Source organism: Demequina globuliformis (assembly GCF_000975155.1).
In the GTDB taxonomy this organism is placed as follows: domain Bacteria; phylum Actinomycetota; class Actinomycetes; order Actinomycetales; family Demequinaceae; genus Demequina; species Demequina globuliformis.
This window is the reverse complement of the sequence record NZ_BBRG01000002.1, coordinates 269,229-292,966: the sequence shown is the minus strand read 5'-3', so window position 1 is coordinate 292,966 and position 23,738 is coordinate 269,229. Positions and strand designations below refer to the sequence as shown.

At 66.0% G+C, this 23,738-nt stretch carries 22 protein-coding genes and 7 tRNA genes; 17 read left to right on the top strand and 12 right to left on the bottom strand.

Annotated elements, in window-relative coordinates; all coding sequences use genetic code 11:
* Position 1 precedes the first annotated feature (1 nt).
* Positions 2–1,741 (bottom strand): malto-oligosyltrehalose trehalohydrolase, encoded by a 1,740-nt coding sequence (gene treZ, locus AOP75_RS09940; RefSeq protein WP_062078919.1) that lies wholly within the window; start codon positions 1,739–1,741, stop codon positions 2–4.
* Positions 1,738–4,254: a malto-oligosyltrehalose synthase gene (gene treY, locus AOP75_RS09935; RefSeq protein WP_062078945.1), complete on the bottom strand. Its 2,517-nt coding sequence runs from the start codon at positions 4,252–4,254 to the stop codon at positions 1,738–1,740. Before treY ends, treZ begins: the two co-directional genes overlap by 4 nt.
* Before the next feature lie 175 nt (positions 4,255–4,429).
* On the opposite strand from treY, the gene AOP75_RS09930 reads away from it, so the two are divergent.
* On the top strand, positions 4,430–5,023 hold the full coding sequence (locus AOP75_RS09930; RefSeq protein ID WP_062078918.1) for a DUF1684 domain-containing protein: 594 nt from the start codon (positions 4,430–4,432) through the stop codon (positions 5,021–5,023).
* Positions 5,024–5,060: 37 nt separating this feature from the next.
* Here the strand turns inward: AOP75_RS09930 and AOP75_RS09925 are convergent, their stop codons facing one another.
* Positions 5,061–5,492 carry an organic hydroperoxide resistance protein gene (locus AOP75_RS09925; protein ID WP_062078917.1) on the bottom strand — a complete coding sequence of 144 codons (432 nt, stop codon included), beginning with the start codon at positions 5,490–5,492 and terminating at the stop codon, positions 5,061–5,063.
* A 103-nt stretch (positions 5,493–5,595) separates the two neighbouring features.
* Here AOP75_RS09925 and AOP75_RS09920 point away from each other — a divergent pair, with 103 nt between their 5' ends.
* On the top strand, positions 5,596–6,153 hold the full coding sequence (locus AOP75_RS09920; protein ID WP_062078916.1) for a TetR/AcrR family transcriptional regulator: 558 nt from the start codon (positions 5,596–5,598) through the stop codon (positions 6,151–6,153).
* Here AOP75_RS09920 and AOP75_RS09915 read toward each other — a convergent pair.
* The 7 genes from AOP75_RS09915 to AOP75_RS09885 all read right to left on the bottom strand — a co-directional run bounded on the left by AOP75_RS09915 (position 6,150) and on the right by AOP75_RS09885 (position 7,098).
* Positions 6,150–6,389: a PLD nuclease N-terminal domain-containing protein gene (locus AOP75_RS09915; protein ID WP_062078915.1), complete on the bottom strand. Its 240-nt coding sequence runs from the start codon at positions 6,387–6,389 to the stop codon at positions 6,150–6,152. The genes AOP75_RS09920 and AOP75_RS09915 overlap by 4 nt on opposite strands.
* Positions 6,390–6,438: 49 nt before the next feature.
* Positions 6,439–6,513 (bottom strand) — tRNA-Val (locus AOP75_RS09910).
* Between the two features lie 5 nt (positions 6,514–6,518).
* A tRNA-Cys gene (locus AOP75_RS09905) sits at positions 6,519–6,589 on the bottom strand.
* A gap of 33 nt (positions 6,590–6,622) precedes the next feature.
* Positions 6,623–6,695, bottom strand: a tRNA-Gly gene (locus tag AOP75_RS09900).
* A 148-nt stretch (positions 6,696–6,843) separates the two neighbouring features.
* A tRNA-Val gene (locus AOP75_RS09895) sits at positions 6,844–6,918 on the bottom strand.
* Between the two features lies 1 nt (position 6,919).
* Positions 6,920–6,990: transfer RNA gene (locus AOP75_RS09890), tRNA-Cys, on the bottom strand.
* Positions 6,991–7,025: 35 nt separating this feature from the next.
* Positions 7,026–7,098, bottom strand: a tRNA-Gly gene (locus AOP75_RS09885).
* Between the two features lie 105 nt (positions 7,099–7,203).
* On the opposite strand from AOP75_RS09885, the gene AOP75_RS09880 reads away from it, so the two are divergent.
* From AOP75_RS09880 to AOP75_RS09850, 7 genes are all read left to right on the top strand, one after another.
* Positions 7,204–8,298: a chorismate-binding protein gene (locus AOP75_RS09880; protein WP_062078944.1), complete on the top strand. Its 1,095-nt coding sequence runs from the start codon at positions 7,204–7,206 to the stop codon at positions 8,296–8,298.
* Entirely contained in the window at positions 8,295–9,164 is an 870-nt protein-coding gene (locus tag AOP75_RS09875) for an aminotransferase class IV (RefSeq protein WP_062078914.1), read from the top strand. Before AOP75_RS09880 ends, AOP75_RS09875 begins: the two co-directional genes overlap by 4 nt.
* A 97-nt stretch (positions 9,165–9,261) precedes the next feature.
* Positions 9,262–9,411 (top strand): hypothetical protein, encoded by a 150-nt coding sequence (locus AOP75_RS12665; RefSeq protein ID WP_161794567.1) that lies wholly within the window; start codon positions 9,262–9,264, stop codon positions 9,409–9,411.
* A gap of 67 nt (positions 9,412–9,478) precedes the next feature.
* Positions 9,479–9,553, top strand: a tRNA-Val gene (locus AOP75_RS09870).
* A 636-nt stretch (positions 9,554–10,189) separates the two neighbouring features.
* Positions 10,190–12,064 (top strand): choice-of-anchor A family protein, encoded by a 1,875-nt coding sequence (locus AOP75_RS09860; protein WP_062078912.1) that lies wholly within the window; start codon positions 10,190–10,192, stop codon positions 12,062–12,064.
* Between the two features lie 125 nt (positions 12,065–12,189).
* On the top strand, positions 12,190–13,395 hold the full coding sequence (locus tag AOP75_RS09855; protein ID WP_062078911.1) for a phosphotransferase family protein: 1,206 nt from the start codon (positions 12,190–12,192) through the stop codon (positions 13,393–13,395).
* Between the two features lie 79 nt (positions 13,396–13,474).
* Complete coding sequence (locus AOP75_RS09850; protein ID WP_152650047.1) at positions 13,475–13,996, top strand: hypothetical protein; 522 nt, start codon at positions 13,475–13,477, stop codon at positions 13,994–13,996.
* A gap of 15 nt (positions 13,997–14,011) precedes the next feature.
* On the opposite strand, the gene AOP75_RS09845 is transcribed toward AOP75_RS09850, so the two are convergent.
* A complete protein-coding gene (locus tag AOP75_RS09845) occupies positions 14,012–14,686 on the bottom strand; it encodes a response regulator transcription factor (protein ID WP_062078909.1) in 675 nt (224 codons plus the stop codon).
* On the bottom strand, positions 14,683–16,131 hold the full coding sequence (locus AOP75_RS09840; RefSeq protein WP_152650046.1) for a sensor histidine kinase: 1,449 nt from the start codon (positions 16,129–16,131) through the stop codon (positions 14,683–14,685). The genes AOP75_RS09845 and AOP75_RS09840 overlap by 4 nt, the downstream gene beginning before the upstream one ends.
* 279 nt (positions 16,132–16,410) lie before the next feature.
* On the opposite strand from AOP75_RS09840, the gene thrS reads away from it, so the two are divergent.
* The 8 genes from thrS to pdxT are packed head-to-tail and all read left to right on the top strand — an operon-like array spanning position 16,411 to position 23,712.
* The gene (thrS, locus tag AOP75_RS09835; protein WP_062078907.1) at positions 16,411–18,432 is read left to right on the top strand and encodes a threonine--tRNA ligase; all 2,022 of its coding nucleotides are present in this window, start codon (positions 16,411–16,413) and stop codon (positions 18,430–18,432) included.
* Complete coding sequence (locus AOP75_RS09830; RefSeq protein ID WP_062078906.1) at positions 18,432–18,986, top strand: HIT family protein; 555 nt, start codon at positions 18,432–18,434, stop codon at positions 18,984–18,986. Before thrS ends, AOP75_RS09830 begins: the two co-directional genes overlap by 1 nt.
* Positions 18,987–19,003: 17 nt before the next feature.
* Positions 19,004–19,648, top strand: coding sequence for a phosphatidylinositol phosphate synthase (gene pgsA / locus AOP75_RS09825; protein WP_062078905.1), 645 nt, complete (start codon positions 19,004–19,006; stop codon positions 19,646–19,648).
* Positions 19,645–20,535: a phosphatidylinositol mannoside acyltransferase gene (locus AOP75_RS09820; protein ID WP_062078904.1), complete on the top strand. Its 891-nt coding sequence runs from the start codon at positions 19,645–19,647 to the stop codon at positions 20,533–20,535. The genes pgsA and AOP75_RS09820 overlap by 4 nt, the downstream gene beginning before the upstream one ends.
* Positions 20,532–21,677: a glycosyltransferase family 4 protein gene (locus tag AOP75_RS09815; RefSeq protein WP_083966889.1), complete on the top strand. Its 1,146-nt coding sequence runs from the start codon at positions 20,532–20,534 to the stop codon at positions 21,675–21,677. Before AOP75_RS09820 ends, AOP75_RS09815 begins: the two co-directional genes overlap by 4 nt.
* A gap of 3 nt (positions 21,678–21,680) precedes the next feature.
* Positions 21,681–22,589 (top strand): pyridoxal 5'-phosphate synthase lyase subunit PdxS, encoded by a 909-nt coding sequence (pdxS, locus tag AOP75_RS09810; protein WP_062078903.1) that lies wholly within the window; start codon positions 21,681–21,683, stop codon positions 22,587–22,589.
* Between the two features lie 14 nt (positions 22,590–22,603).
* Entirely contained in the window at positions 22,604–23,128 is a 525-nt protein-coding gene (locus tag AOP75_RS09805) for an NUDIX hydrolase (protein ID WP_062078902.1), read from the top strand.
* Positions 23,125–23,712: a pyridoxal 5'-phosphate synthase glutaminase subunit PdxT gene (gene pdxT / locus AOP75_RS09800; RefSeq protein ID WP_083966888.1), complete on the top strand. Its 588-nt coding sequence runs from the start codon at positions 23,125–23,127 to the stop codon at positions 23,710–23,712. The genes AOP75_RS09805 and pdxT overlap by 4 nt, the downstream gene beginning before the upstream one ends.
* Positions 23,713–23,738 lie beyond the last annotated feature (26 nt).

Genomic DNA, 23,738 nt, shown 5'->3' with positions numbered 1-23,738 from the left:
CCTAGTGCGCGACCAGCGCCACGGCATCGGCCCCCAACACCACGGTGTCGCCCTCCCGGGCGATCTCCCCGAATGTGCCCACCACGTCACCAGCGTCATGGATGCGGGCCGATGCCTCAGACAGGTTCGCGTGGAGCGTCACCGGGCCGTTGACGGTGAGGACGCGCGGCGCGGACTCGCTCGCGCCAGGAGCGTGGCGCTCCCACGCAGCCCGGTCTGACACCCGCGGACGCAGTGCCATGAGATCCGAGACCCAGCGCCGCAGCGAGTCGTGCGGCTCGCCTTCCGAACCAATTCCCGAGCCGAGTTTGGACCGCAAGAACGTGGTGCGGTCTTGCGGGTCGGGCACGCGCACGTCGCCGCCGTAGAGCGATTCCCACCCGTGGCCAGCGAACTCGCTCATGCGACCCTCCGATACCGCGGTGGCGAGCGGCTCGTCGTGGTCCGTGAAGAACATGAAGGGCCGGCGCTCGCCGTATTCCTCACCCATGAACAGCATGGGGGTAAAGGGCGACAGCAGGATGAGCGCCAGCGACGTCGCCTGCGCGCCCGCGCTTAACGTCGTCGACGGGCGGTCGCCGATCGCACGGTTGCCTACCTGGTCGTGATTGGAGGCACACACCACGAAACGCCGACGGTCCACGTCCGGCGCCACGGGAGCGCCCCAGTCCTTGCCGCGGAACGGTGAGTGTGTGCCGTTGTGCCAGAACACTTCGCGGTACACCTTGTCCAGGGCTTCGACGGAACCAAAGTCCACGTAGTAGCCGTGACGTTCACCGGTGAGGTAGGCATGAAGGGCGTGGTGGACGTCGTCGTTCCACTGCGCGGTCATGCCAAGCCCGCCGTCAGCGGTGGGAGTGACCATGCGAGCGTCGTTGAGGTCGGACTCGGCGACCAGTCCCAGGGGCCGACCGACTCTGTCACTGAGTTGCGCTACTTCGTCGGACAGCTGGGCGAGGATGTGTCGCTCGGAGTCGTCGCGCAGCTCGTGAACGGCGTCGAGGCGCAGGCAGTCGATATGGAAGTCCTCGAACCAGCGCAGCGCGTTGTCGCAGATGAACCGGCGCATACCGGTGGCGTCCGGCTGGTCCAGGTTGACGGCCCAGCCCCACGGGGTGTGGTGGGCATCCGTGAAGTAGGGGCCAAACTTCGACAGGTAGTTGCCGTCCGGACCGAGGTGGTTGTACACCACGTCGAGGCAGACCCCCAGGCCCTCGCGATGCGCCGCATCCACGAAGCGCTGCAGTGCCGCAGGCCCGCCGTACGCCTCGTGTACGCCGTACAGCGCCACGCCGTCGTAACCCCACCCATGCCGACCAGGGAAGGGAGCGACAGGCATCAGTTCGACGATGTCCACGCCGGTGGCCTTGAGGTCCGCAAGCTGCACGATGGCGCTATCCAGTGTGCCTTGCTGCGTGAACGTACCCACGTGCATCTCGTAGAACACGGCTCCCAAGGCGTCGACGCCCCGCCAGGCCGCGTCTTGCCAGCGATGCCTTGAGGCATCGAAGACTCGTGACGGCCCGTGTACCCCGTAGGGCTGCCACGCCGATCGCGGGTCGGGCCACGGTCCGTCGCCGTCGACCTCGTACGCGTAGTCGGTGCCGTGGGTGAGTGTGGGTCCGCTCCACCAGCCGTCGGCCTCGCGGGTCAGTTCCACACGCTCCCGGTCCGCGTACTCTGGCGAGCCGACGACGGCGACCACCGAGGCGGCCTCGGGTGCCCACACACGCTGGGTCATGACGCCTCCACCAAGAGTGCAACGGGCAAGTGGCGCATGAGGTCGGCGAGCTCCACGGTGCCGCCTTCGTAGCGGCGACCCGACAACAGGTCCTCCCACGTGCCATCCGGAAGCGTGACGGTGTGCTCGCGCCATCCGCCGAGCTTGTCGAGGTCGAGCCCCAGACGCGTGGCCGCGGTAATGACGCGCGGTGCGTCGCCAGCGGTGCGGGCAAAGACGACGGCGTGACCGGAGGATGACGGTAGCGGGTGATACCCGGCGCCCTCGCCCGTGAATGCCTCGGCGTGGTCGCGACGGGCGCGAAGGGCGCGGGACGTCACCCACAGCTTTTCTTCCGCGAGGTTGCGCGGTTTAGTGCCGGCGTCCAGACGAGCGAGTGTGGCAGCCAGGTCGTCGAACGCCACGGGACGGCGATTGTCGGGGTCGACGAGTGACGGCGCGAGGCTTTCGGTTCCCTGGTACACGTCCGGCACGCCTGGCATGGTGAGCTGGATCAGCTTCATCGCGAGGACATGCGCGCGCACCCCGGAGGCCACCGATGTGTGCCACGCATGTACATGGGAGCGCACCGTGCGGTCGGCGTGGGTGGATTGCGCGAACCACAGGACGGCGGATTCGTATTCCTCGTTCACAGACGTCCACGTGGTGTGGGTCTTTGCCTCGCGCATGGCCTTGACGAGATATCCCTCGAGGCGGTCCCAGTCCATGAACGCGTGCTCGTCGGAGGTACCCACGAGCGTCTGCCACCACAAGTTCTCGGTGCGGCCGTCGAGCAACGCCGGTCGCACCTGCGCTGTGGCGTGCTGGAGCGACGTCACCAGCGCGTCCCAGTCCTCGGCCGCCTCGCTCAGAACGGACAAGCGCGCACGCACATCCTCTGAGCGTTTGGTGTCGTGCGTAGTGAGGCTGGTCATGCCGTGGGGGTACTGCAACTGCTGTTCGTCTGCCCACGCGTGGAAGTTGGCGGGAGGCAGGCCAAAGCGAGAGGCGGGCGAGCCAACCTCGCACAGCGGCAACAGATGGGTCCAGCGGTAGTAGGCCGTGTCCTCGATGCCCTTGGCCATCACCGCTCCACATGCCTGCTGGAAGCGTGTGATGAGCTCGCGGCGGTTTGCGTCGTTGGTGCGCCCGGCAGAGCCGACCTCGGCGCCCTGGAGGAGGTCGACGACGACCTCGAGCGTCTCGTGACGTTCCTCGTCGAGCTGCGCGCGGGCTCGCGCTGCGGCCTGCTCAATTGCCTCAAGGGACGGCGGCTTGGGTTGCGTCCCGGCCACCACGTAGGCGCGGTAGCGGTCAAAGGTGATCAACAACGTCCGCAGGCAGTCATACAGCGATCGCCACGTGTGGTCACGCAGGCGCACGTCGGTGGTGCAAATGGTGTGTGCGATGGTGGCAAGCCGGTGCACCTCGCTGGATAGCGACTCCTTGACGATCTCGCGCTTGGCCTCGTTGATCATGGCCGGCAAGGTGCCCATGGCGTCGCCGGTCACGCGGTGCAGGGTGGCTGCGAGGGGAGAGGACCCCGCCGGGTCCCGCAAGAGTGCTCCCACTCGCCAGGCGCCGTCGTACCCGGTGGTGCCTGCGGTGCGCCAACTTGTAGGTAGCCGCTCCTCATCTTCCAGTATTTTCTCGACGACGATCCACGCACCGTCCGTTGCCTCGGACAACCGGTGAATGTAGCCCGCGGGATCGGCGAGGCCGTCAGGGTGGTCAATGCGGAGCCCCTGGAGAGTGCCGTCCTTGATGAGGTCGACGATCACGCGGTGGGTGGCCTCAAAGACGTCGGGGTCTTCGACGCGCACCGCCACGAGCGAACCGACGTCGAAGAAGCGCCGGTAGTTCAGCTCCTCGTTGGCGACCCGCCAGTACGCCAGCCGGTAATGCTGCTGGTCCACCAGGGACGCCAGCGGTAGGTTCTCGGTGCCGGGCCGGATGGGGAACACATGGTCCCAGTACCTCAGGACGGGCACCTCGCCCTCCTCCTCGAAGCCCGGAATCACCATGGTGTCGATTGACAGCTCCCCGTTAGCCAGGACCGTCCCGATTCGTTGACCCAGCACCGGCATGAGCACCGGGTCGCCGCTGGACCAGTCAACGTCGAACCAGTGCCCGTGGTCGGAGTCCTCGCCGTCGCGCAACACCGACCACAGGGCCTTGTTGTGAAAGGCGGGGGTGGGAACGGACATGTGGTTGGGCACCACGTCCGCGATGAGCCCAATGCCGTGTTCACCCGCCTTCCACGCCAGGTCTCGCAGTCCATCAATGCCACCGAGCGCGCCCGCGATCCGGGAGTGATCCACGACGTCGTAGAAGTGAGTCGAGCCCGGCGCCGCCTCGAGGATGGGGGAGAGGTACAGGTGGGTCACGCCCAACGTGGCGTAGTAATCGAGGTGCTCGGCTGCGTCAGCAAAAGTGAAATCGGCATTCAACTGCAGCCGGTACGTGGACGTGGGCACGGGCGCTCCGGGGCGGTGCCCCAGCCGATGCGTGCGTTCGTGGTTCGTCTCTGACATGTCGGTCAAATGCCCTTCGTCGCGTACCGTGCCATCATCCCAGATAGACGTGTCGATCAGGTTTCCCTCGCCCGCAGTGACACGGCCTGTACCAGGCAGTGGGTGAGGGAGTGGAACCCACTCCAGTGGGGCGTGCCTAGGGACGGTGTCGTGTTGTCACTGTAGCGTCGGAGACATGGACAGTTGGGACGTACGTGACTGGCGCAAGCGCACCTGGGAGATCTACGCTGCCGTTCGGTCGGCAGCGTCCCCTCGACAGGCCCACGCACATTGGCAGCGCGCTCGCGGACACCTGCTCGCATCGCACCCAGCTTCGCCGGTTCCTGCCGCCGACCGTGCTGGATATTCACCCCGCGTAGCGGACTACGACCCGGATTATCGGTTCGAGGTTTCCGTGCTCGCGACCGCGCCGGAGCGTCGTGAGGTACCGACCCCAACTGACGGCACGGTGCCTTTTGAACGAGTGGGACGCGTGGACCTGCCAGGGCTGGGATCGCTGGACGTGTGGTGGCTGGACTCGTACGGCGGCGGGATCTTTTTGCCGCTGCGCGACGCGGGCGCAGGGGAGAGTACCTATGGCGGCGGCCGCTACATCCTGGACACCGTGAAGGGTGCAGACCTCGGAGGCTCGCGGGACACGCTGGTCGTCGACCTCAACTTCGCGTATCAGCCCTCGTGCGCTTACGCGAGCGACTGGGTGTGTCCGCTCCCTGGCCCAGGTAACCGCCTCGATGCTCGCGTCGACGTCGGCGAGCTACTTGCGCGGTAGGTAGCGGGGCCGCGATCTGGATTTGCCACCGACCGACCTAGGCGGCAGTGACCTCAAGCTTGACGTCGATGTTTCCCCTGGTCGCGTTCGAATACGGGCACACCTGGTGGGCAGCCTCGGCGAGTTCTTGGGCGGTGGCCTGGTCCACGCCCTCCGTGCGCACCTGGAGCGTCACGGCGAGGCCAAAGCCACCCTTGAGTCCCACGGGGCCAATTCCCACCTTGGCGGTGACCTGCGAATCAGTGAGCGGTGCTTTCGCCCTTTTTGCCGTCATCTGGAAGGCCGAGTTGAAGCACGCGGAGAACCCGGCCGCGAACAGTTGCTCGGGGTTGGTCTTGGACGGCTTGCTCAAGGGCTTGGGTGTGGCGAGTTCAGCGTCAATCAGGCCGTCATCCGTGGCGACGTGACCGTTCCGGCCGTCCCCCGTCGCTGTGGCGGTCGCGGTGTAGAAAACCTTGGGCTTGTCCATGGGGAACACACTCTTTCGTTCGTTGGTTGACTAGTTCGTCTACATCGCCAACGGCGGCGCCCGTGAGAAGATTCCCGAACCGACTTCAGAGGAGGTCATCCCGATGGCAGCTGTACGGGGGCACGCCCGTGAGGACATCGTGACGACGGCATCGGCCCTCTTCACGGCACACGGCATCCGCGCGGTGAGCGCGGACCGGATTATTGCTGACGCCGGAGTGTCCAAGGTGACGTTCTACCGGCACTTTGCGGCGAAGGACGACCTCGTCGTGGCGTACCTGCGTCGCGAACTCGCGCGCTTGCAGGACTACGCCGCGGCGCATGAGCCCGACGTCGCTGTCATGGCGGCCCTGTTCAAGGACCAGATGTGTCATCAGGGCTTTCGGGGCTGTCCGTTCATGAATGCTGCGGCGGAGTACCCGGATCCGGCACATCCCGTCCGCGCCGTCGTGGTGGAGTTCCGGGCGTGGATGGTGGGTCAGTTCGCGGCGTGGGCCACAGCCACGGGAGCTGCGGATCCGGCACGCGTGGCGCGGACCATCATGATGTTGCGCGACGGCGCCCTCGTCGATGGATACATGTCCGGCGAGCCCGACCGTGTGGTCGAGGAGCTGACCGCAGGAATCGAGGTGCTCGTGAGCGCGTCGGCGAGTGGTAGCTAAACCGAGTTGGCGGGCAGACCTCGACGGCCTGCAGCGAACCACGCGATGGCCCCGATGGGCGGAAAAATCACCGTCACGATGAGCCACACCACCAAGACACGGCGGCTGAGCTGAGAGGCATGCCGCATGATTGAGACCACGGCGGCCACGGTCAGGATGCACAGCGCGAGGGCGGCTAAACCGAACCAAGCAGTGGCCGTCATGGTTGATCCGGATGTGTCGGTCAAGGCGAGCATGCGACGAGTGTGGCGATGAAAAAGGCCGCCCCGAGGGGCGGCCTTTGTGTGGTGGGCGATACTGGGATCGAACCAGTGACCTCTTCCGTGTCAGGGAAGCGCGCTACCGCTGCGCCAATCGCCCATGCGAGGTGGGTACGGGATTCGAACCCGTGTATACGGCTTTGCAGGCCGCTGCCTCGCCTCTCGGCCAACCCACCGTATGTGCCGACCGAGATCGGCGGTGTCATGCGAGCGGACGACGGGACTCGAACCCGCGACCCTCACCTTGGCAAGGTGATGCTCTACCAACTGAGCCACGTCCGCATGGCCCGGGATGAGGTTTCCGGGCCGAGGAAAACTATAGCGGATGCGCAGGCCCATCACGACCACGAGGACCGCGGGCGCGTCGTGCAGCTGCCCAGCACGTGGCAGGCGGGAAGCAAAAAAGCCACCCCGAGGGGTGGCTTTCGTGTGGTGGGCGATACTGGGATCGAACCAGTGACCTCTTCCGTGTCAGGGAAGCGCGCTACCGCTGCGCCAATCGCCCGAGGTGGGTACGGGATTCGAACCCGTGTATACGGCTTTGCAGGCCGCTGCCTCGCCTCTCGGCCAACCCACCGTGGTCGCCAATGAAACATCGGCTACGAACCTACGAGCGGACGACGGGACTCGAACCCGCGACCCTCACCTTGGCAAGGTGATGCTCTACCAACTGAGCCACGTCCGCAGTGTCAGAACGTTGCGTTCCGACGAGATGTAGAGACTAGCCCATGGAAACAGGCGGTGCCAAATCCGTGGCCGCGCCGCTCGCAGGCGCACTACCGTGGTGCGCGTGGAAGAAAGCGGTGCGACAGTAGCGGCGGGTGCGGCGTCCTTCGAGGGCGTGCAGGCGCGCGGCGTCGTGGAGCGCATCGACGCACTGCAGGAGGGTCACAGACTCGCTGAGGGCGGGTTCTGGGTCGTCGTGGGGGCCTTCGAGGGCAGGGTAGAAGCGTGGCGCATGGCGGACGTGCAGTGGGGGAAGTCTCGTCGCGACGCCGCACCGCGCACGTGGCAGGGGCCCGATCCCGCATCGTGGCGCACCTCACTGTCCCGCGATCAGTACATGGCAGGTGTGCGGCGCATCCGGCAGGACATCCGCGATGGAGACGTTTACCAGGTCAACCTGTGCCGGGTCCTGAGTGCGCCACTACCCGGGGGTGACAGGGGCCCTGACGCTGCCGCGCTCGGGCACCGTCTGGCCCAGGGCAATCCGGCACGGTATGGAGCCTCGGTGGAGATCCCGCCAACCGCCGACCACCCTGGCATGTGGGTAGTGTCGGCGTCGCCGGAGCTCTACCTCTCGGTCGACGGCGCCACGGTCGAGTCCTCGCCCATCAAGGGCACTGCTGCTCCGGGTGAGGACATGCTGCCCAAGGACGAGGCCGAGAACGTCATGATCACCGACCTCGTGCGCAACGACATCTCGCATGTTGCGGAGCCGGGCTCGGTCACGGTTCCCGAGTTCTTGGGGGTGCACGACCTCCCGGGCCTGCGTCATCTGCAGTCCACGGTGCGCGCGACGCTGGCGTCAGACCACGACTGGACTGACCGAATGTGGGGCGCGTTGTTGTCGGGGACGTTCCCGCCTGGCTCGGTGTCCGGTGCGCCGAAGGCAGCTGCGTTGCGCATCATTGCCAGGGAAGAGACATCGGCACGAGGGCCGTACTGCGGTGCTATTGGCTGGATCGATGCCGACCGCCGCCGCGCGGAACTTGCTGTCGGTATACGGACCTTCTGGTGGGAGGCCGATGCTGGCGGCACGCTCCGCTTCGGCACGGGGGCCGGCATCACGTGGGGTTCGGACGCTGCTGCCGAGTGGGCAGAGACGGAACTCAAGGCAAAACGGTTGATTGCCCTGGCATCTGCCGGAACAATGACCCCATGACTGAGGTGGTGTGGGCGGACGGCCGCTTTCGTGGTCCGGGTGAACCGGTGATCACGGCTGGGGATCATGGCTTCACCGTGGGGGACGGGCTGTTCGAGACCATAGCCGTGCGCGACGGTGGCCCCTTCGCTGTGACTCGGCACCTGGCACGGCTGACGTACGGCGCCGAGCGTATGGGGCTCGGCGTGGTGGACACCGATGCCGTGCGCCAAGGAATCGCTCAGGTGATCGGCACCGGTCATGCGTTGACGCGGCTCCGCGTGACGGTCACCTCGGGCGTGGGCCCGGCCGGCTATGCGCGCGGAGACGGCCCGCTCACGATGGTCGTGACCGGATCCACGGGGCGCCCTCCTCGTGAATGCCGAGCGGTCAGGGCGCCATGGAAACGCAACGAGCGGTCAGCCGTTGCAGGAATCAAGACGACGTCCGCAGCGGAGTACGCAGTCGTGGCGGCGTTCGCAGCATCCAAGGGCGCTGACGAGGCCATCATGGCTAACACCTACGGCAACCTCTGTGAGGGAGCGTCGACGAACGTGTTTGTCGAACGCGGTGGCGAAATCATTACCCCGCCGCTGGCTTCCGGCTGCCTGCCGGGAATTGTGCGAGGGCTCGCACTCGAATGGGGGGCCCGAGCCGGCATCCCTGTGCGCGTAGGGGCACCTGGGGAGCTGACTTTGGCCGACCTCGATGAGGTGACCGCGGGTGCGGCCCACCTGGCCGTGACCAGTGCCGTGCGTGGAGTTCAGCACGTGGTCGAACTGGACGGCGAGCGCCTTGCGGCTGGGCCGCTGCTCCGTGACCTGGCCGCGCACTTCCACTTGCAGGCCGAACGCAACCCCGATCCCGCGCCGCCGCGTCGACGTTAGCGGTGCTTGCGCGCGCAGCCGCCGCGGCACCTCAGTCGCGCGCCGGAATGCTCGCCACGGAGGCGGCGTTGACCAGGCAAGACGAAGGGAGTGTGTGATGACGAAGGAACGCGACGACAAGCAGCAGGCGCGCCACCACAAGGAGGTCACCGAGAAGGCTGCCGAAAGCCTCGAAAGCGCGGATCCGAGCAAGGCGGGGGAGACGGGCGTCGCCACCGAAGGCGAGGACGAGCCGCGCGAGGAGTGAGCCGCGACCGACCGAGAACGTGGTCACCGGCATCCGAAAGTCGCGCTACTATTGTTCTCGCTTACAAGGGCGATTGGCGTAGTGGTAGCGCGCTTCCTTCACACGGAAGAGGTCACTGGTTCGATCCCAGTATCGCCCACCAGACACAACCCCAGTCTCTTACCTCCGGGTGAGAGGCTGGGGTTTTTTGCGTCCGCCCGTGTGCGTCGCCGGCGGCCCCGGCACTGCGCCGTGCGCTACGGGCACTGCGCCGTGCACCCCAGGGTCGCGGAGTGTGCATGCCGCGCGCAACGCCACCACGAGGCCCCACGCCGCGCCATATAACGTCAGCGAGATCCAGAGCCACACTCTGCTGAAGGGGTGAGCGTGGTCGGTGGCGTCGAGAACGAGCAGTGCGCCAACGGCAACCGCCACGGCGGGGGCCGTCCAGGTGAAGGCACGGTTGATGCCGGTGAGGGCCCGCGTAATCGCCGCTCGCATCATCAACCTCCCGGGCCAGCGCTGTCGTGATCGACCGTAGTGGCCGCTCTTGCGCTCCACCTATGGCGAAGGTCCGGGACTGCCCATGGGGCCCGGTGTTTTGTGGTGTGGCAGGACAAAAGTCGCCAATATGCGGAGCTTTGTCCGTTTCCATGTCACGGTTCCTTAAAAGTGAGGGTTCACTGTGTGACGAAAGTCGCACGGCCGCGTGTCGGGGTGCTAATTTTCGGGCTGCGTTCTCGAGCCAATGGTCGAGGGCGCTTCTTTCTTGATGGCCCCTTTGTTGGAGGAAGCGATAATGTCCGTGAGCCTGAACCGGCTGCCCCGTATGGTGGCGGGAGCCGGTGCGTCCGCACTGGTGATTGCCATTGCCGCTACTGCGGCATCCGGTGCGAGCCCCGCATCGACATCGCTGCCACAGCCTGGAGGAATCCTTCCTGGGTCTAACGCGGCGGGTGTGCCGTGGGGCGCGTGCGACCCCGGTAGCGCCGATCAGACTTGCGACGATTACCGGTGGGCTTTCCCCAACAACAGCCAGTGGGTAGGCGTCGACAACATGGTCAATGTCGCCGTGGGCGGCGATTTCACGGTGCAGGGCAGTGCCGCTGAGTCTGAGGGACTCCTCGTCGTTCAAGGCCATGCCACGTGGAGCCAGTCGGTTCAGAGCTATGACGTTGGCACGGCAGGCGTGGGCTCACGTGTCACGCCTGAGGACGGCGCGGACTTCCTCCTCGTGGGTGGCGATGCGACCGTCGCACGCCCGACTGGCTCGGTTCGCGTGGGTACGGGCGGCGTTGGCACAGACGCGGCCCGTTTTGGCGCGATCGGCGTCGCAGGCGACGACCACTTCCGGACAATCGAGCCGACCGGCACCTACGGGCGACTGGGCGAGTGGACAGGTGCGCTCCACAACACGTTGCTCTCCGACGAGGAGGCAGCGGAGCGCGTCGCGGCCTACGCCGGTCTGTTCGACGCTATCCCCGCGTTCTCTCAGCAGTGCTACTCCGACCTCGCGCAAACTGCTCCGGTCCTCGCGACGCAAGCAGCGGCGGCGGGAAACGTCCCGGCGCTGGCGGTCCCGGGCGATTTCTCCGCGGAGTATGGCACCGCCACATTTGCGATGCCCACCCCTGCGGGCGACGCAAAGATCGTCACCTTTGACATGGCGGGCACGGAACTTGCCGCGCTTGCAGCGTCGACGACTCACGAGTTCGTTGGCTTCCCAGCGGACGTCACCGTACTGATCAACCTCCGCGGCGACACCGTGAACCTCAACGCCGGCTCGGCGTCGATCGATGGGGTGGTACTTGGAACCGGCGCGACCGCGCTGCCGCCCCAGGTGCAGAGAATCCTCTGGAACATTCCGGACGCGACCACGATCGGGATTGGAGGATACGGTCAATACCCCGGCTCGTGGTTGGTGGGCAACCCCGCATCGACCACCACGATGTCTGCACCGGGCTTGAACGGTCGCCTGTACACGGCCGGGAACCTGGTCCACACGGGCTCCGGCACGGAGTTCCACAACTATGCGTTCACGGGCCAGCTTGGCTGTGTGCTGGAGGAAACGGCACCCTCCCCGTCCAGCTCACCCAGCGTGACTGCGTCACCGGCGGCAACGCCAAGCGTCACGGCGTCGCCGTCGGTCGAGCCCAGCGTGACTGCGTCACCGGCGGTAACGCCCAGTGTGACGGCGTCGCCGTCGGTCGAGCCCAGCGTCTCTCCATCGCCGTCCACGGAGCCGAGCATCACGGCTTCTCCCACGCCGTCGGCTGCCCCGAGCGTGTCTGCTTCTCCGTCGACCACCCCGATCTCCCTTCCCGCGTCCAGCCCGGAGCCAGAGGTGACGACCTTCCCGACGGCATCGCCCGAGCCGTCGGTCACAGGGACATCACCCACCGCTGAGGCCAGCGTGACGCCCGAGCCCACCGCAACGGCAACGACAGGTACAGCACCGACCCCTGAGTCGAGCGCAGTGGCGACGTCCGGCAGGGGCTCGCTCTCAGCCAGCGTCAGCGAGGACACAGATGCGTCCTCGGGCGCCGAAAGCACGTCGGGAGCAACACTGCCGACAACTGGTGTCAACGACCAGGCGTGGCGCTCAGCGGGCATCGCCGGTGTGATGCTCGCCTTGGGTGGCGGACTTCTCGCGCTCGCGCGACGCAGGGCCTGACACCAGTTCAGTCTGAGGCCCGGGTGCCGCCCAGTGATGGCGCACCTGGGCATCGGTCTGGTTGGGCGCGGTGGTGATCGCGCGTCAACCAGCGATGACGCTCAGTTTCGTGGTTCGATGGCGACATGACGACGCATCCCGCCGCTGACGTACTCAGTAGCGACGACGCCGGTGACATGTTGGCGACGGCCGTCGCAACCTCGCACCAGCACTTGGACTCATGGCGCCTTGACGCGGTCCATGCCCGTCCCGGGGCGGAGACGTCGGCGTGCTACGACACCGTCATCGACGGCGAGCGCGTCTATCTCGTGGCGAGCACGGTGGACCTGACGGACGAACAGCGCGCCGAGACCAAGGCTGTGAAACTCGAGTCTCACGTGGGAGTCGTCCACGTGTGGCGTCACCCCGCAGATCCATTTCTCACTGGTCTGGCCGATGCCTCGGTACCGGAGGCGTTGCAGGCACGCCTTGCGAGGGCGGGAGCTGACCGGCCGCGCGTCGAAAAGCTCGAGATGTTGGTCCTGCGCCCGCTAAGGCGGGCCGTACTGCGGGCGGACGTCACCGAGGGTGAACGGCGAGACACATGGTTCGTGAAGGTCGTGCGCCCAGACCGGGCGGGCGATCTTCTCCACAGGCATCGCCTCAGCGCCCTCGCCCCGCGCGCGCTCGACGCAGGCGACGGAATCGTGTTGGTGGCGCAGGCAGCGGGGTGGGCCATGACTGAAGCGTTGCACCGCACGGATGGCACGCCACCCGCTGTCGTCGAGCCTGCGGTCCTCATCGCCGCACTCGACACGCTGCCCCCGGCCGTGACGGAACTGCCGCTGCGCCCTAGCGTGCCGGAACGCCTCTCGATGTACGTGGACCTTGCTCGCGATCGAGGCCTTGACGCCGCCGCGTTGGATCACCTCGTGCGGGTCATCGGTCCCGGCCTCGCCTCCCCGCCGGAGGCTCCGCTGGTTCCCACCCACGGCGACTTCCACGCCGCGAACGTGCGGGTGAGCGACAGGCACCACCCCGACCGCGTGGTGGGGTTGATCGACATCGACACCCTCGGCCCAGGCAGGCGCGCCGATGACCTGGCGTGCATGGTGGCACACGTGATGGTGTTGCCGACCTTGGATGCCAGCGGCTACGCGGGCAACGAGGAACAGCCTTCACGGCTGTTTGCGGGGTTCGCCCACACCGTCGACCCGGAGGATCTGCGCCGCCGTGTCGCAGCGAACCTGGTTGCTTTGGCCTCAGGGGTCGACGACGAGGACCACGCCGCTCAGTGGCTTGCGATGGCAGTCGACGTCGCAGATGAGAAAACTCTCATCTCCTTCTCCTAGATGTCTCATGTGAGGTGTGCATCGTAGGGACTACTCGGCACGGAAACCCGCGCCACCTAGTTCTGATTGGGAGATCGTCATGGGACTTAGCCGCCGTACTTTGTGGATCGCAGCAGGAACTCTGGGAGTCGTGGGAGTCGGAGCCGGCGCTGCCTTTGCCGACGGTGCTATCAACCCGGACGCGTCCACCCCCACCCCCGAGCCCGTTGCCAGCGACTCGACCGTAGGAAAGTCCTCGACGGTCAACGACAGCGGCGCTGTGGTGCTCCAGTCCTCGGTCGTGACCGTGGTGTCCACAATCAGCCCCATCACCCCCGTCTCGGTCGTGACCGTGGCCTCCGCCGCCACGCCCTTGACGGTCGTGTCAACGCAGTCGCCGGTGACGCCGCAGTCGCCCGTCAGCCCGGTCTCGACCCAGTCGCCGGTGACGCCGCAGTCGCCCGTCAGCCCGGTCTCGACCCAGTCGCCCGTGTCGCCGCAGTCGCCCGTGTCGCCGCAGTCGCCCGTGTCGCCGCAGTCGCCCGTCAGCCCGGTCTCGACCCAGTCGCCCGTGTCGCCGCAGTCCGTTGCCTCACCGGCATCGGTCCCCTCCGCTGACTAGCGGACGCCACGTGAGTTAAGACGAGGCGCCGGCTGTCATGCGATACCCGGCGCCTCGAACTGTTTCAATGCGCTCGGCACCGAGCTTGCCGCGCAAGTACCTGACATAGACATCGACCACGTTGGAACCCGGGTCGTAGTCGTACCCCCATACGCGCGACAGGAGCTGCTCGCGACTCAAGACCTGCCCAGGATGGCTGGCGAGCGCTTCCGCAAGCGCAAACTCCCTGGCGGAGAGGTCCACGTCCTTCCCCGCCACGGTCACCGCGCGCGTCAGCGGGTCGAGAGTCACGTCGCCACACGTCAATGCCGTGGCCGAGGCGCTGCCATCTCCTTGTCGAAGGCGCAAGCGCACGCGCGCCAACAGTTCTTCAAAGCGGAAGGGCTTCGCGAGGTAGTCGTCGGCACCACCTTCAAGACTCTGAATGGTTGCTTCAAGGGTCGCGCGCGCCGTCAGCACAATCACCGGCAGCGCATTGCCTGAGCCGCGCAGTCGCTCAAGGACGTCCATGCCGTCCTCATCAGGAAGTCCCAGATCCAAGATGACCAAGTCGAAGTCACCGGTCATCGCCATGTGGAAGCCGGCAGCCCCGGTAAACGCATGCTCACTCGTCATGCCGGCGGCTTTGAGACCCTTACGGATAAAGGACGCAATGCGGTCCTCGTCTTCAACGATGAGGATTTGGCTCACTCGGTTGCTCCGATCACGGTGGGGTGTGCTGTGCTCGAGGGTAGGACGAGCGTGAATGTGGAGCCCTCCCCGGGCGTGGACGCGACGTCGACCCGCCCGTGGTGTGCGTGGGCAATGGCGGTGACGATGGACAACCCCAGGCCCGAGCCCTCGCGCTCGTGATTCTTGCTTTGCGCGAACCGTTCGAAAACGCGGGCCTGATCCTCGGGGGGAATGCCGATTCCTTGGTCCTGCACCCACAGCCGAAGGTCAGCGTCATCGATCACCGCGCCAATCGTGATCGCACTGTCTGGCTCGGAGAACTTCACCGCATTTGCCGCCAACTGGAGCAGCGCCTGCGTGATGCGATCGCGGTCTAGGGCGACCACGGCATCGGCCCGTTCTCCCAGGACCCACTGACGTTCACCCAGGCTCGTCGCCTTCTCCAGCGTGGCTGTGACCACATCACTCACGTCGGTCGGGCGCGCCACCACGAAGTCGGGCCTGTCGGCCTTCGCCAAGGTCAGCAGGTCCGCGACCAAAGACGCCATGCGGTCAAGCTCACCGATGCTGAGATCGCGCACTTCGCGAGCATCCTGGGGGTCCTGTTCGTCCATGAGTTCCAAGTGGCCGCGGACCACAGTGATGGGCGTGCGTAGCTCGTGACTGACGTCGTTGAGGAGGTCGGATTGCGCCCGGAAGGCACCCTCGAGTCGGTCCAGCATGCCGTTCACGGACGCGGTCATGGCGGAGACATCGTCGCTACCGGTCACGGGGATGCGTTCGGTCAGATCGTCACGGCCGATGCGTGAGGCAGTGGCCGCGAGCGTGCCAATGGGGCGCAGGAGGCGTCCCGCAATCACCCATGCGGCGGCGCTGACGACCAGCCAGGCAATCGCCGCGACGATCGCATAGATCTCGAAAGCGTGCAGAAACAACCCGAGTTCCTGGTCGAGGTCATAGGCGAGGACCAGCGCCGCGACATCTGATGCTCCGGATGCGTCACCACCCAGCACCAGCGCACCTTCGGGAGATGTCGTGACAGGGGCGATCGCCACGTGATACGTCGCGGCGTCGGTGTCAATCGACGTATAGGTGAGATCGGATGCCAGGGTGAACGGCGCTACGGCCTCCACAAAGGCGGGGTCGTCCTGGAGAGGCAACGTCGCGTCCCGAGAGACCCATTCAAGCGATCCGTTCAAATAGCCCAGCGTGCCCTCATTCGGATCGGGAATGATCCGGGCCAGCGCGGTACGCACCGCCGCGGCAGGCGACGCGAACGCCTCCCCAGTGCCGGGATCGACCCCCACATCAACGAGGCGTTCAAACTCGGCGACGTCACTCACCAAGTCTCCATTGACACGGTCGGTCACTTCCTGGGTGAGGATGACGGACGCGATGGCTCCCGCCGCAAGCAACGCGACCCCCGTCATTGCCGCGACAGCGACGCTGATGCGTGCACGCACCGACACACGGCGCCAGCGGGAGAGGGGAGATAAACCAGTCACTCGGAGCTCCGGTCCGGTCGCGGAAGAACATGCAGTGGGCGCCAAAGGACAGCGCCTCCGTTGCCCATCACGCTAGCCGAACACGCGCGTATTCTCGGTCGTGGCGCGGGGTTGCCGCTGGCAACCTTCTGTTCTCACGCACCTTCGGAGTGTCCGCCGCGCGCTGCGCCAGCTACCCCGCACCCCGACAACCTCGGTAGCATCGTGGGGTGGTGCGCGCGGTTCGCGCGCTCGCACATGACTGCCACGACCCAAGGAGACCCCACGGTGCCCAGCCTCAACGTGACCATCGACGGCGACTTGCGTGAGCTCGACGCCGGTACGACGGGCACCGACCTCTTTGCCGAGCGCCGTGAGGTGCTCGTGATGCGCGTCAACGGCGACCTGTGGGATCTTTCGCGTGAAGTGCCTGCCGACGCCGTTGTTGAGGCCGTCACGATCGACGACCCCGATGGCCTGATGGTGCTGCGCCACTCCACGGCGCACGTGCTCGCCCAGGCCGTCCAGCAGATCAACCCCGACGCCAAGCTCGGCGTAGGTCCACCCATCGAGAACGGTTTCTACTACGACTTCGACGTAGAACAGCCGTTTACCCCTGAGGACCTCAAAAAGCTCGAGAAGACCATGCAGCGGATTGTGAAGGAGGGCCAGGCCTTCCAGCGTCGCGAGGTGTCCCGCGAGGAGGCGCTGGCTGAGCTCGCGCACGAGCCATACAAGTGTGAACTGCTCAATCACGATGCCGCCGGCGCGGAGGGGGCCTCGGTCGAGATTGGCGACGGCGACATCACCATCTATGACAACGTGCGGCGCGGCGGCGAGGTCGCCTGGAAGGATCTGTGTCGGGGTCCTCACGTGCCCAGCACCAAAATATTGGCAAACGGTTGGTCGCTCATGCGTTCCGCGGCCGCCTACTGGAAGGGCTCCGAAAAGAATCCTCAGTTGCAGCGCGTCTACGGCACCGCGTGGCCGACCAAAGAGGAGCTGGTCGCGTACAAGGAGCGGCTGGCTGAGGCCGAGCGCCGCGACCACCGCCGCCTTGGTGCGGAAATGGACCTGTTCTCCTTCCCAGAGGCCATCGGTTCCGGCCTGCCGGTGTTCCACCCCAAGGGCGCCATGATCCGTATGGAGATGGAGGACTACTCGCGTCGACGTCACGTCGAAGAGGGGTATGAGTTCGTCTACACGCCGCATGCGACCAAGGGCAAGCTGTTCGAGGTCTCGGGGCACCTCGATTGGTACAAGGACGGCATGTACCCCGCGATGCACCTCGATGAGGAGCGCGACGACGCCGGCAACGTCACCCGGCAGGGCCAGGACTACTACCTGAAGCCCATGAACTGCCCCATGCACAACCTGATCTTCGACTCGCGTGGCCGCTCCTACCGCGAGCTTCCCTTGCGTCTGTTCGAGTTCGGCACGGTGTACCGCTACGAGAAGTCCGGCGTGGTCCACGGAATGACACGCGCCCGCGGCTTTACGCAGGACGACGCTCACATTTACTGCACGCGCGACCAAATGAAGGCCGAACTCACGCGCACCTTGGACTTTGTGCTCGACCTACTCAAGGACTACGGACTGCAGGACTTCTACCTCGAGCTGTCGACCAAGAACCCCGAGAAGTTCGTAGGCGACGACCACCTCTGGGAGGAAGCGACCCAGACTCTCAGCGAGGTGGCCGAAGGCTCTGGCCTGGAGTTGGTCCCTGACCCGGGCGGCGCGGCCTTCTACGGACCCAAGATCTCCGTCCAGACGCGCGACGCGATTGGACGCTCGTGGCAGATGTCCACCATTCAGTTGGACTTCAACCTGCCTGAGCGGTTCGAGCTCGAGTACACGGCGCCGGACAACACTCGTCAGCGTCCGGTGATGATCCACCGCGCGCTGTTCGGCTCGATCGAGCGGTTCTTCGCGATTCTCACGGAGCACTACGCCGGCGCGTTCCCCGTGTGGCTGGCGCCCGTCCAGGTGCGCGCCATCCCCGTGGCGGACGCCTTCAACGACTACCTGGCGGACGTCGTGAGCCAATTGCGTGCCGAGGGTATCCGTGTGGAACTCGACGACTCGGATGAGCGGTTCCCCAAGAAGATCCGTACGGCGAGCAAGGACAAGATCCCGTTCACGCTCATCGCTGGTGGCGACGACGCTGACGCAGGCGCCGTGTCCTTCCGCTTCCGTGACGGCAGTCAGGACAATCAGGTGCCCGTCGCACAAGCCGTGGCGCGCATCGTGGAGGCCGTGAAGACGAAGGCTCAGGTCTGATGCCTGAGGTCGTCGACGGGTCCACCATGGGCGGCGAGCCCGATGGGTTCGAGCGCCTGTGGACCCCGCACCGCATGGCGTACATCGAGGACGGCAAGTCGCGCCCCAAGTATGAGGGAACCTCCGACTGCCCACTGTGTGCCAAGGTGGGACTTGACGACCGTGAGGCGCTGGTGGTTCACCGTGGAGAGCACTGCTACGTGGTGCTCAATTTGTATCCGTACAACCCCGGGCACCTGATGGTGTGTCCGTACCGCCACATTGGCTGGTACACCGACGCGACCGATGCTGAACGGGACGAGATGGGCGTCTTGACCCAGCAGGCTATGCGCGTACTGACCGCGACGTCTGGCACCCAGGGCTTCAACATCGGCATGAACCAGGGCGCGATTGGCGGTGCGGGCATTTCCGAGCACCTGCATCAGCACGTGGTGCCGCGGTGGATGGGTGACTCCAACTTCTTGCCGATCATCGGCAAGACCAAGGCGCTGCCGCAACTCCTGGACGACACCTGGCAGCGGGTCTCGGAGCAGTGGAAGGTGGACGGGGCGTAGAGCCCCGCGAGGAGACTATGTTCGGCAAGCTTCGCCCTCTCATGGGCCGCCTCTGGGCGGCGCCCGCCAAGGGACTACTACGCCTAGGCGTCCACCCCAATGCGGTGACCATCGTTGGCACCATTGGCGTGGTCTTTGGCGCCTGCTTCTTCTTCCCCCAGGGTGGCATCATGCTGTTCTGGGGCGTGCTGTTCATCACGTTCTTTGTCGTCACGGACATGCTGGATGGCACCATGGCGCGGCTGTCAGGCAAAGAGTCCCGGCTTGGCGCGTACCTGGACTCCACGCTTGACCGGGTGGCCGATGCCGCCATCTTTGGGGCTCTCGTGTGGACTTTCCGCGTCGAGGACTCCAACACGGCCCTGGCGGCGCTGCTGTGCGTCACGCTCGGGTCCTTTGTGCCGTACGCGCGTGCGCGCGCCGAAGGCCTGGGCATCGACGCAAAGGGCGGCATCGCGGAGCGGTCAGACCGTCTGGCCATTGGCCTCGTGGCGACGGCGCTGGTGGGGCTCGGGTTGCCGGTCGCTGTGCTGACCTGGACGCTTTACATCTTGGCGATCCTGGCGGCCGTGACGGTCGTGCAGCGCACCATGGCCGTCGTGCGCGCCAACCGCGCCGATTTCGCGCCAGCGGCTGACGCCGGGGATGCCGCCGCTCGATGAACGGCTTCCTCACCGCGTGGCGCGTCTCACGCGCCCTGCCCGTACGCGCGGTCCGCGTGGTCGCCGAGGCTGGTGCGACAGTCGTGTGGCGCCGCGGCGGCCGAGTGGTTGAGCGGTTCGAAAGTAACCTCGCACGGGTCACCGGGCGGTCAGGGGAGGACCTGCGCTCCCTGAGCCGTGATGGCCTACGGTCTGTGGCCCGCTATTACGCGGAGGCGCTCACCCTAGGTCGACTTCGTGGCGAGCAGATCGACGCGAGGGTGCGCCTCGAGGGGTATGACGCCGTGGAGGACCTCCTGGCGACTACCGATCGTGGCGTGGTCGCCGCGCTGTCGCACAGCGGCAACTGGGATCTGGTGGGTGCGTACGCCGCCAGGCACATCATTCCCGTGACGGCAGTCGCGGAAGTGCTCAAGCCAGCGGAAGTCTTCGAGTCCTTTGTGCAGATGCGGGAAAACGTGGGGATCCACGTGTTGGGGCACGAGGGCTCGTCAACGTTCCGCAGGCTCATCTCGCTCGGGCGGCGGGAGCGGGCTCTGATCTGCCTATTGGCGGACCGTGACCTGTCGGGCACTGGCGTCGAGGTAGACATGTGGGGTGAGCGTGTCAAGGTGGCGCCCGGCCCCGCGGCGTTGGCGATCGCACTGCGCACGCCATTACTGCCTATTCACGTGCGCTACGAGCGTCTGACGGGTCAGCGTCGCCGCGCCGCCGGTTCGCCATGGGGCGTGGTGCTGGACTTCTGTGCCCCGCTTAATCCTGACGACTTCGACGACTCTGGCAAGGTGGACGCCATGTCACAAGCATGGGCGGGCGCGCTCGCCGAGCGCATTGCCAAGCATCCCGAGGACTGGCACATGCTGCAACGCTTTGGATGGGTGTCATGAAGATCGGCATTGTGTGCCCATACAGCTTTGACCGGCCCGGCGGCGTCCAACTTCACATCATGGACCTCACAGAGGCACTGCAAGAACGGGGGCATCAGGTCTCAGTGCTCGCACCCGCAGCGCCGGGTACATCGGTTCCTGACTTTGTCACGACCGCGGGCCGCTCCATTCCGGTGCGGTACAACGGATCTGTCGCACGCATCAAGTTCGGCATGGTCGCTGCCGCCAGGGTGCGCCGCTGGCTCAAGGAGGGGGACTTCGACGTCGTCCACCTGCATGAGCCAGGCACACTGTCGCTGTCGGTGATCGCCATGTGGGCGCGCCTGGGCCCCACGGTGGCGACGTTCCATACCTCGAACGAGCATTCGCGGATCATGCGCAACGCGAAGCCATTCATCAAGCCTGGGTACGAGGAACTCGACGCACGCATCGCCGTGTCCCCGTCGGCAGACCGCACCATTAAGGAGCACCTGCGCGTCGCCGCCACCCACATCATCCCCAACGGCGTCGAGACGGACCATTATGTGGCAGCGCAGCCGCGCAAGGAGTGGCAAGGCACCAGACACGCGCCCACCATTGGCATCCTGGGCCGGATGGATGAGCCACGCAAGGGGCTTGCCGAGTTTCTCGCGACCATGCCTCACGTGCGTGCCACCTACCCGCGCGCCCGGTTCTTGGTAGCAGGCCGCTTCGACGACCGCACGGCTGCAAAGGCGGCCCGAGCCGGCGCCGAGGTCATCGGTGAGCTCGACGAGCCTATGAAAGCTCGGTTCATGAGTTCGGTAGACATCTACTGCGCCCCCAACCTTGGCGGCGAGTCGTTCGGCATCGTGTTGGTAGAAGCGATGGCGGCCGGCGCCGCCGTTGTCGCCTCCGACCTCGTGGCGTTTCGCGATGTGGCGACCGACTCCGACGGCGAAGTCTGCGTGGCGCTTCATACGGTGGGTGATTCGATCGAACAGGCAGCCCGCATCAACACATTGCTCGCCGACCGCGACGTGCGCCGGGCCCTCGCGCACCGCGGCCAACAGCGGGCGCTGACGTTCGACTGGAAGCAGGTCGCGCCCCGGGTCGAGGAAACCTACCGGGACGCGATTAGAATGGACGCAGAGTTTCACCCCCACCACACGAAGGAATTTTGATACATGAGCGACAACGCCAACGCCACCACCCCGCAGGTAGGAACTGACCTGGTCAAGCGCGGCATGGCGGAGATGCTCAAGGGCGGCGTGATCATGGACGTCGTCACGCCCGAGCAGGCGAAGATTGCCGAAGACGCCGGTGCCGTCGCCGTGATGGCGCTTGAGCGTGTCCCGGCTGACATCCGTGCTCAGGGTGGCGTCGCCCGCATGTCTGACCCCGACCTCGTGTCAGGGATCATCGACGCGGTGTCCATTCCCGTCATGGCCAAGGCCCGCATTGGCCACTTCGTCGAGGCACAGATTCTCGAGAGCCTTGGCGTGGACTACATCGATGAGTCCGAGGTGCTGACCCCCGCGGACTACGCCCACCACATCGACAAGTGGCAGTTCACCGTCCCGTTCGTGTGCGGCGCGACCAACCTTGGCGAGGCGCTGCGTCGCATCTCCGAAGGCGCAGCGATGATTCGCTCAAAGGGTGAAGCGGGCACAGGGGATGTCTCCAACGCCACGACGCACATGCGCACGCTGCGTACCGAGATTGCGCGCTTGACGTCGCTGCCCAAGGACGAGCTGTATGTCGCCGCGAAGGAACTCCAGGCACCGCTGCCCCTGGTCCAGGAAGTTGCCGCCACGGGCAAGCTTCCGGTAGTGACCTTCACTGCCGGTGGTATCGCCACCCCCGCTGATGCCGCGATGATGATGCAGCTGGGCGCCGAGGGTGTCTTTGTGGGGTCGGGCATCTTTAAGTCAGGCGACCCCGCCTCGCGCGCCAAGGCAATTGTGAAGGCGACCACCTTCTACGACGACCCTGCCGTGTTGGCCGAGGTCTCGCGCGGTCTTGGCGAGGCGATGGTCGGCATCAACGTCGACGACGTGCCGGAGCCGCACCGCCTCGCTGAGCGCGGCTGGTAAGCCCCGCTCGCGCCGTGACAGTGTCGGATCGGCAACCGCGCGACGGTGAGCGGATCGAACGTTACGGCGCGCGCGTGCTGCTCCTGGATGGTGACCGCCTGCTGATGCTGCGTGGCCACGATCCCCACCAGCCCAGCCGTTCGTGGTGGTTTACCCCAGGGGGCGGGGTGGAACCGGGGGAGAGCGAACGCGGTGCTGCGGTGCGAGAGTTGGCAGAGGAGACCGGTTTTGTCCTCGCCGAGCACGAGCTCGCGGGGCCCGTGTGGCGCAGGACGGCGCTGTTCGACTTTTTCTCGCGCCAGTACGTGCAGCACGAGGTGTTCTTTGTCGCGCGACGTGAGGACGCCGAGCGGCGCAGCGCCGTGGATCAAGCCTGGACCGTGGATGAGCAAGAGGTCATTGACGGGAGCCAGTGGGTGACGCTCGCGGAACTGGCCGATGCGGGGATTGAGGTGTTCCCCGCACGCTTGAGCGAGAGCTGGGCAGACTTTGACCCCTGGGACGGGGTCGCGAGGGACTTGGGAGTGGAACCGGAATGACGCGAGTGGGAGTGCTGGCCCTGCAGGGGGACGTGCGGGAGCACGCGGCGATGGTGGCGTCTCTTGGCGCGGACGTTGTCTCGGTGCGTCGGGTGAGCGAACTTGAATCCCTCGATGCACTGGTGATTCCGGGTGGCGAGTCCACAACGATGGACAAGCTGTTGCGTGCTTTCGACCTGCGCGAGCCGCTGCTGGCGCGCTTGGCTGACGGGTTGCCCGTGCTCGGGTCGTGTGCCGGCATGATCATGTTGGCGCGCGATCTGGTCGACGGAATCGAGGGGCAGCAGACGCTGGGCGCCATCCCCATGACGGTGCGGCGTAACGCGTTTGGGCGCCAGGTTGATTCCTCCGAAGTGGAGCTGGTGTGGGAACTGGACGGCTCCCAGATGCACGGCACCTTCATTCGGGCGCCGTGGGTGGAGTCTCACGACGGTGACGTCGAGGTGTTGGCGACGGCAACGGGTCCTGATGGGCAGCGCCATCCAGTGGCGGTGCGGCGCGGTCGGGCGATTGCGACGGCGTTCCACCCCGAGATTTCCTCGGATACCCGAGTGCACGAGCTGCTGCTCGGGTTGGTGGACTGAGTTCTCGTCCGCTCGACCTTAATCAA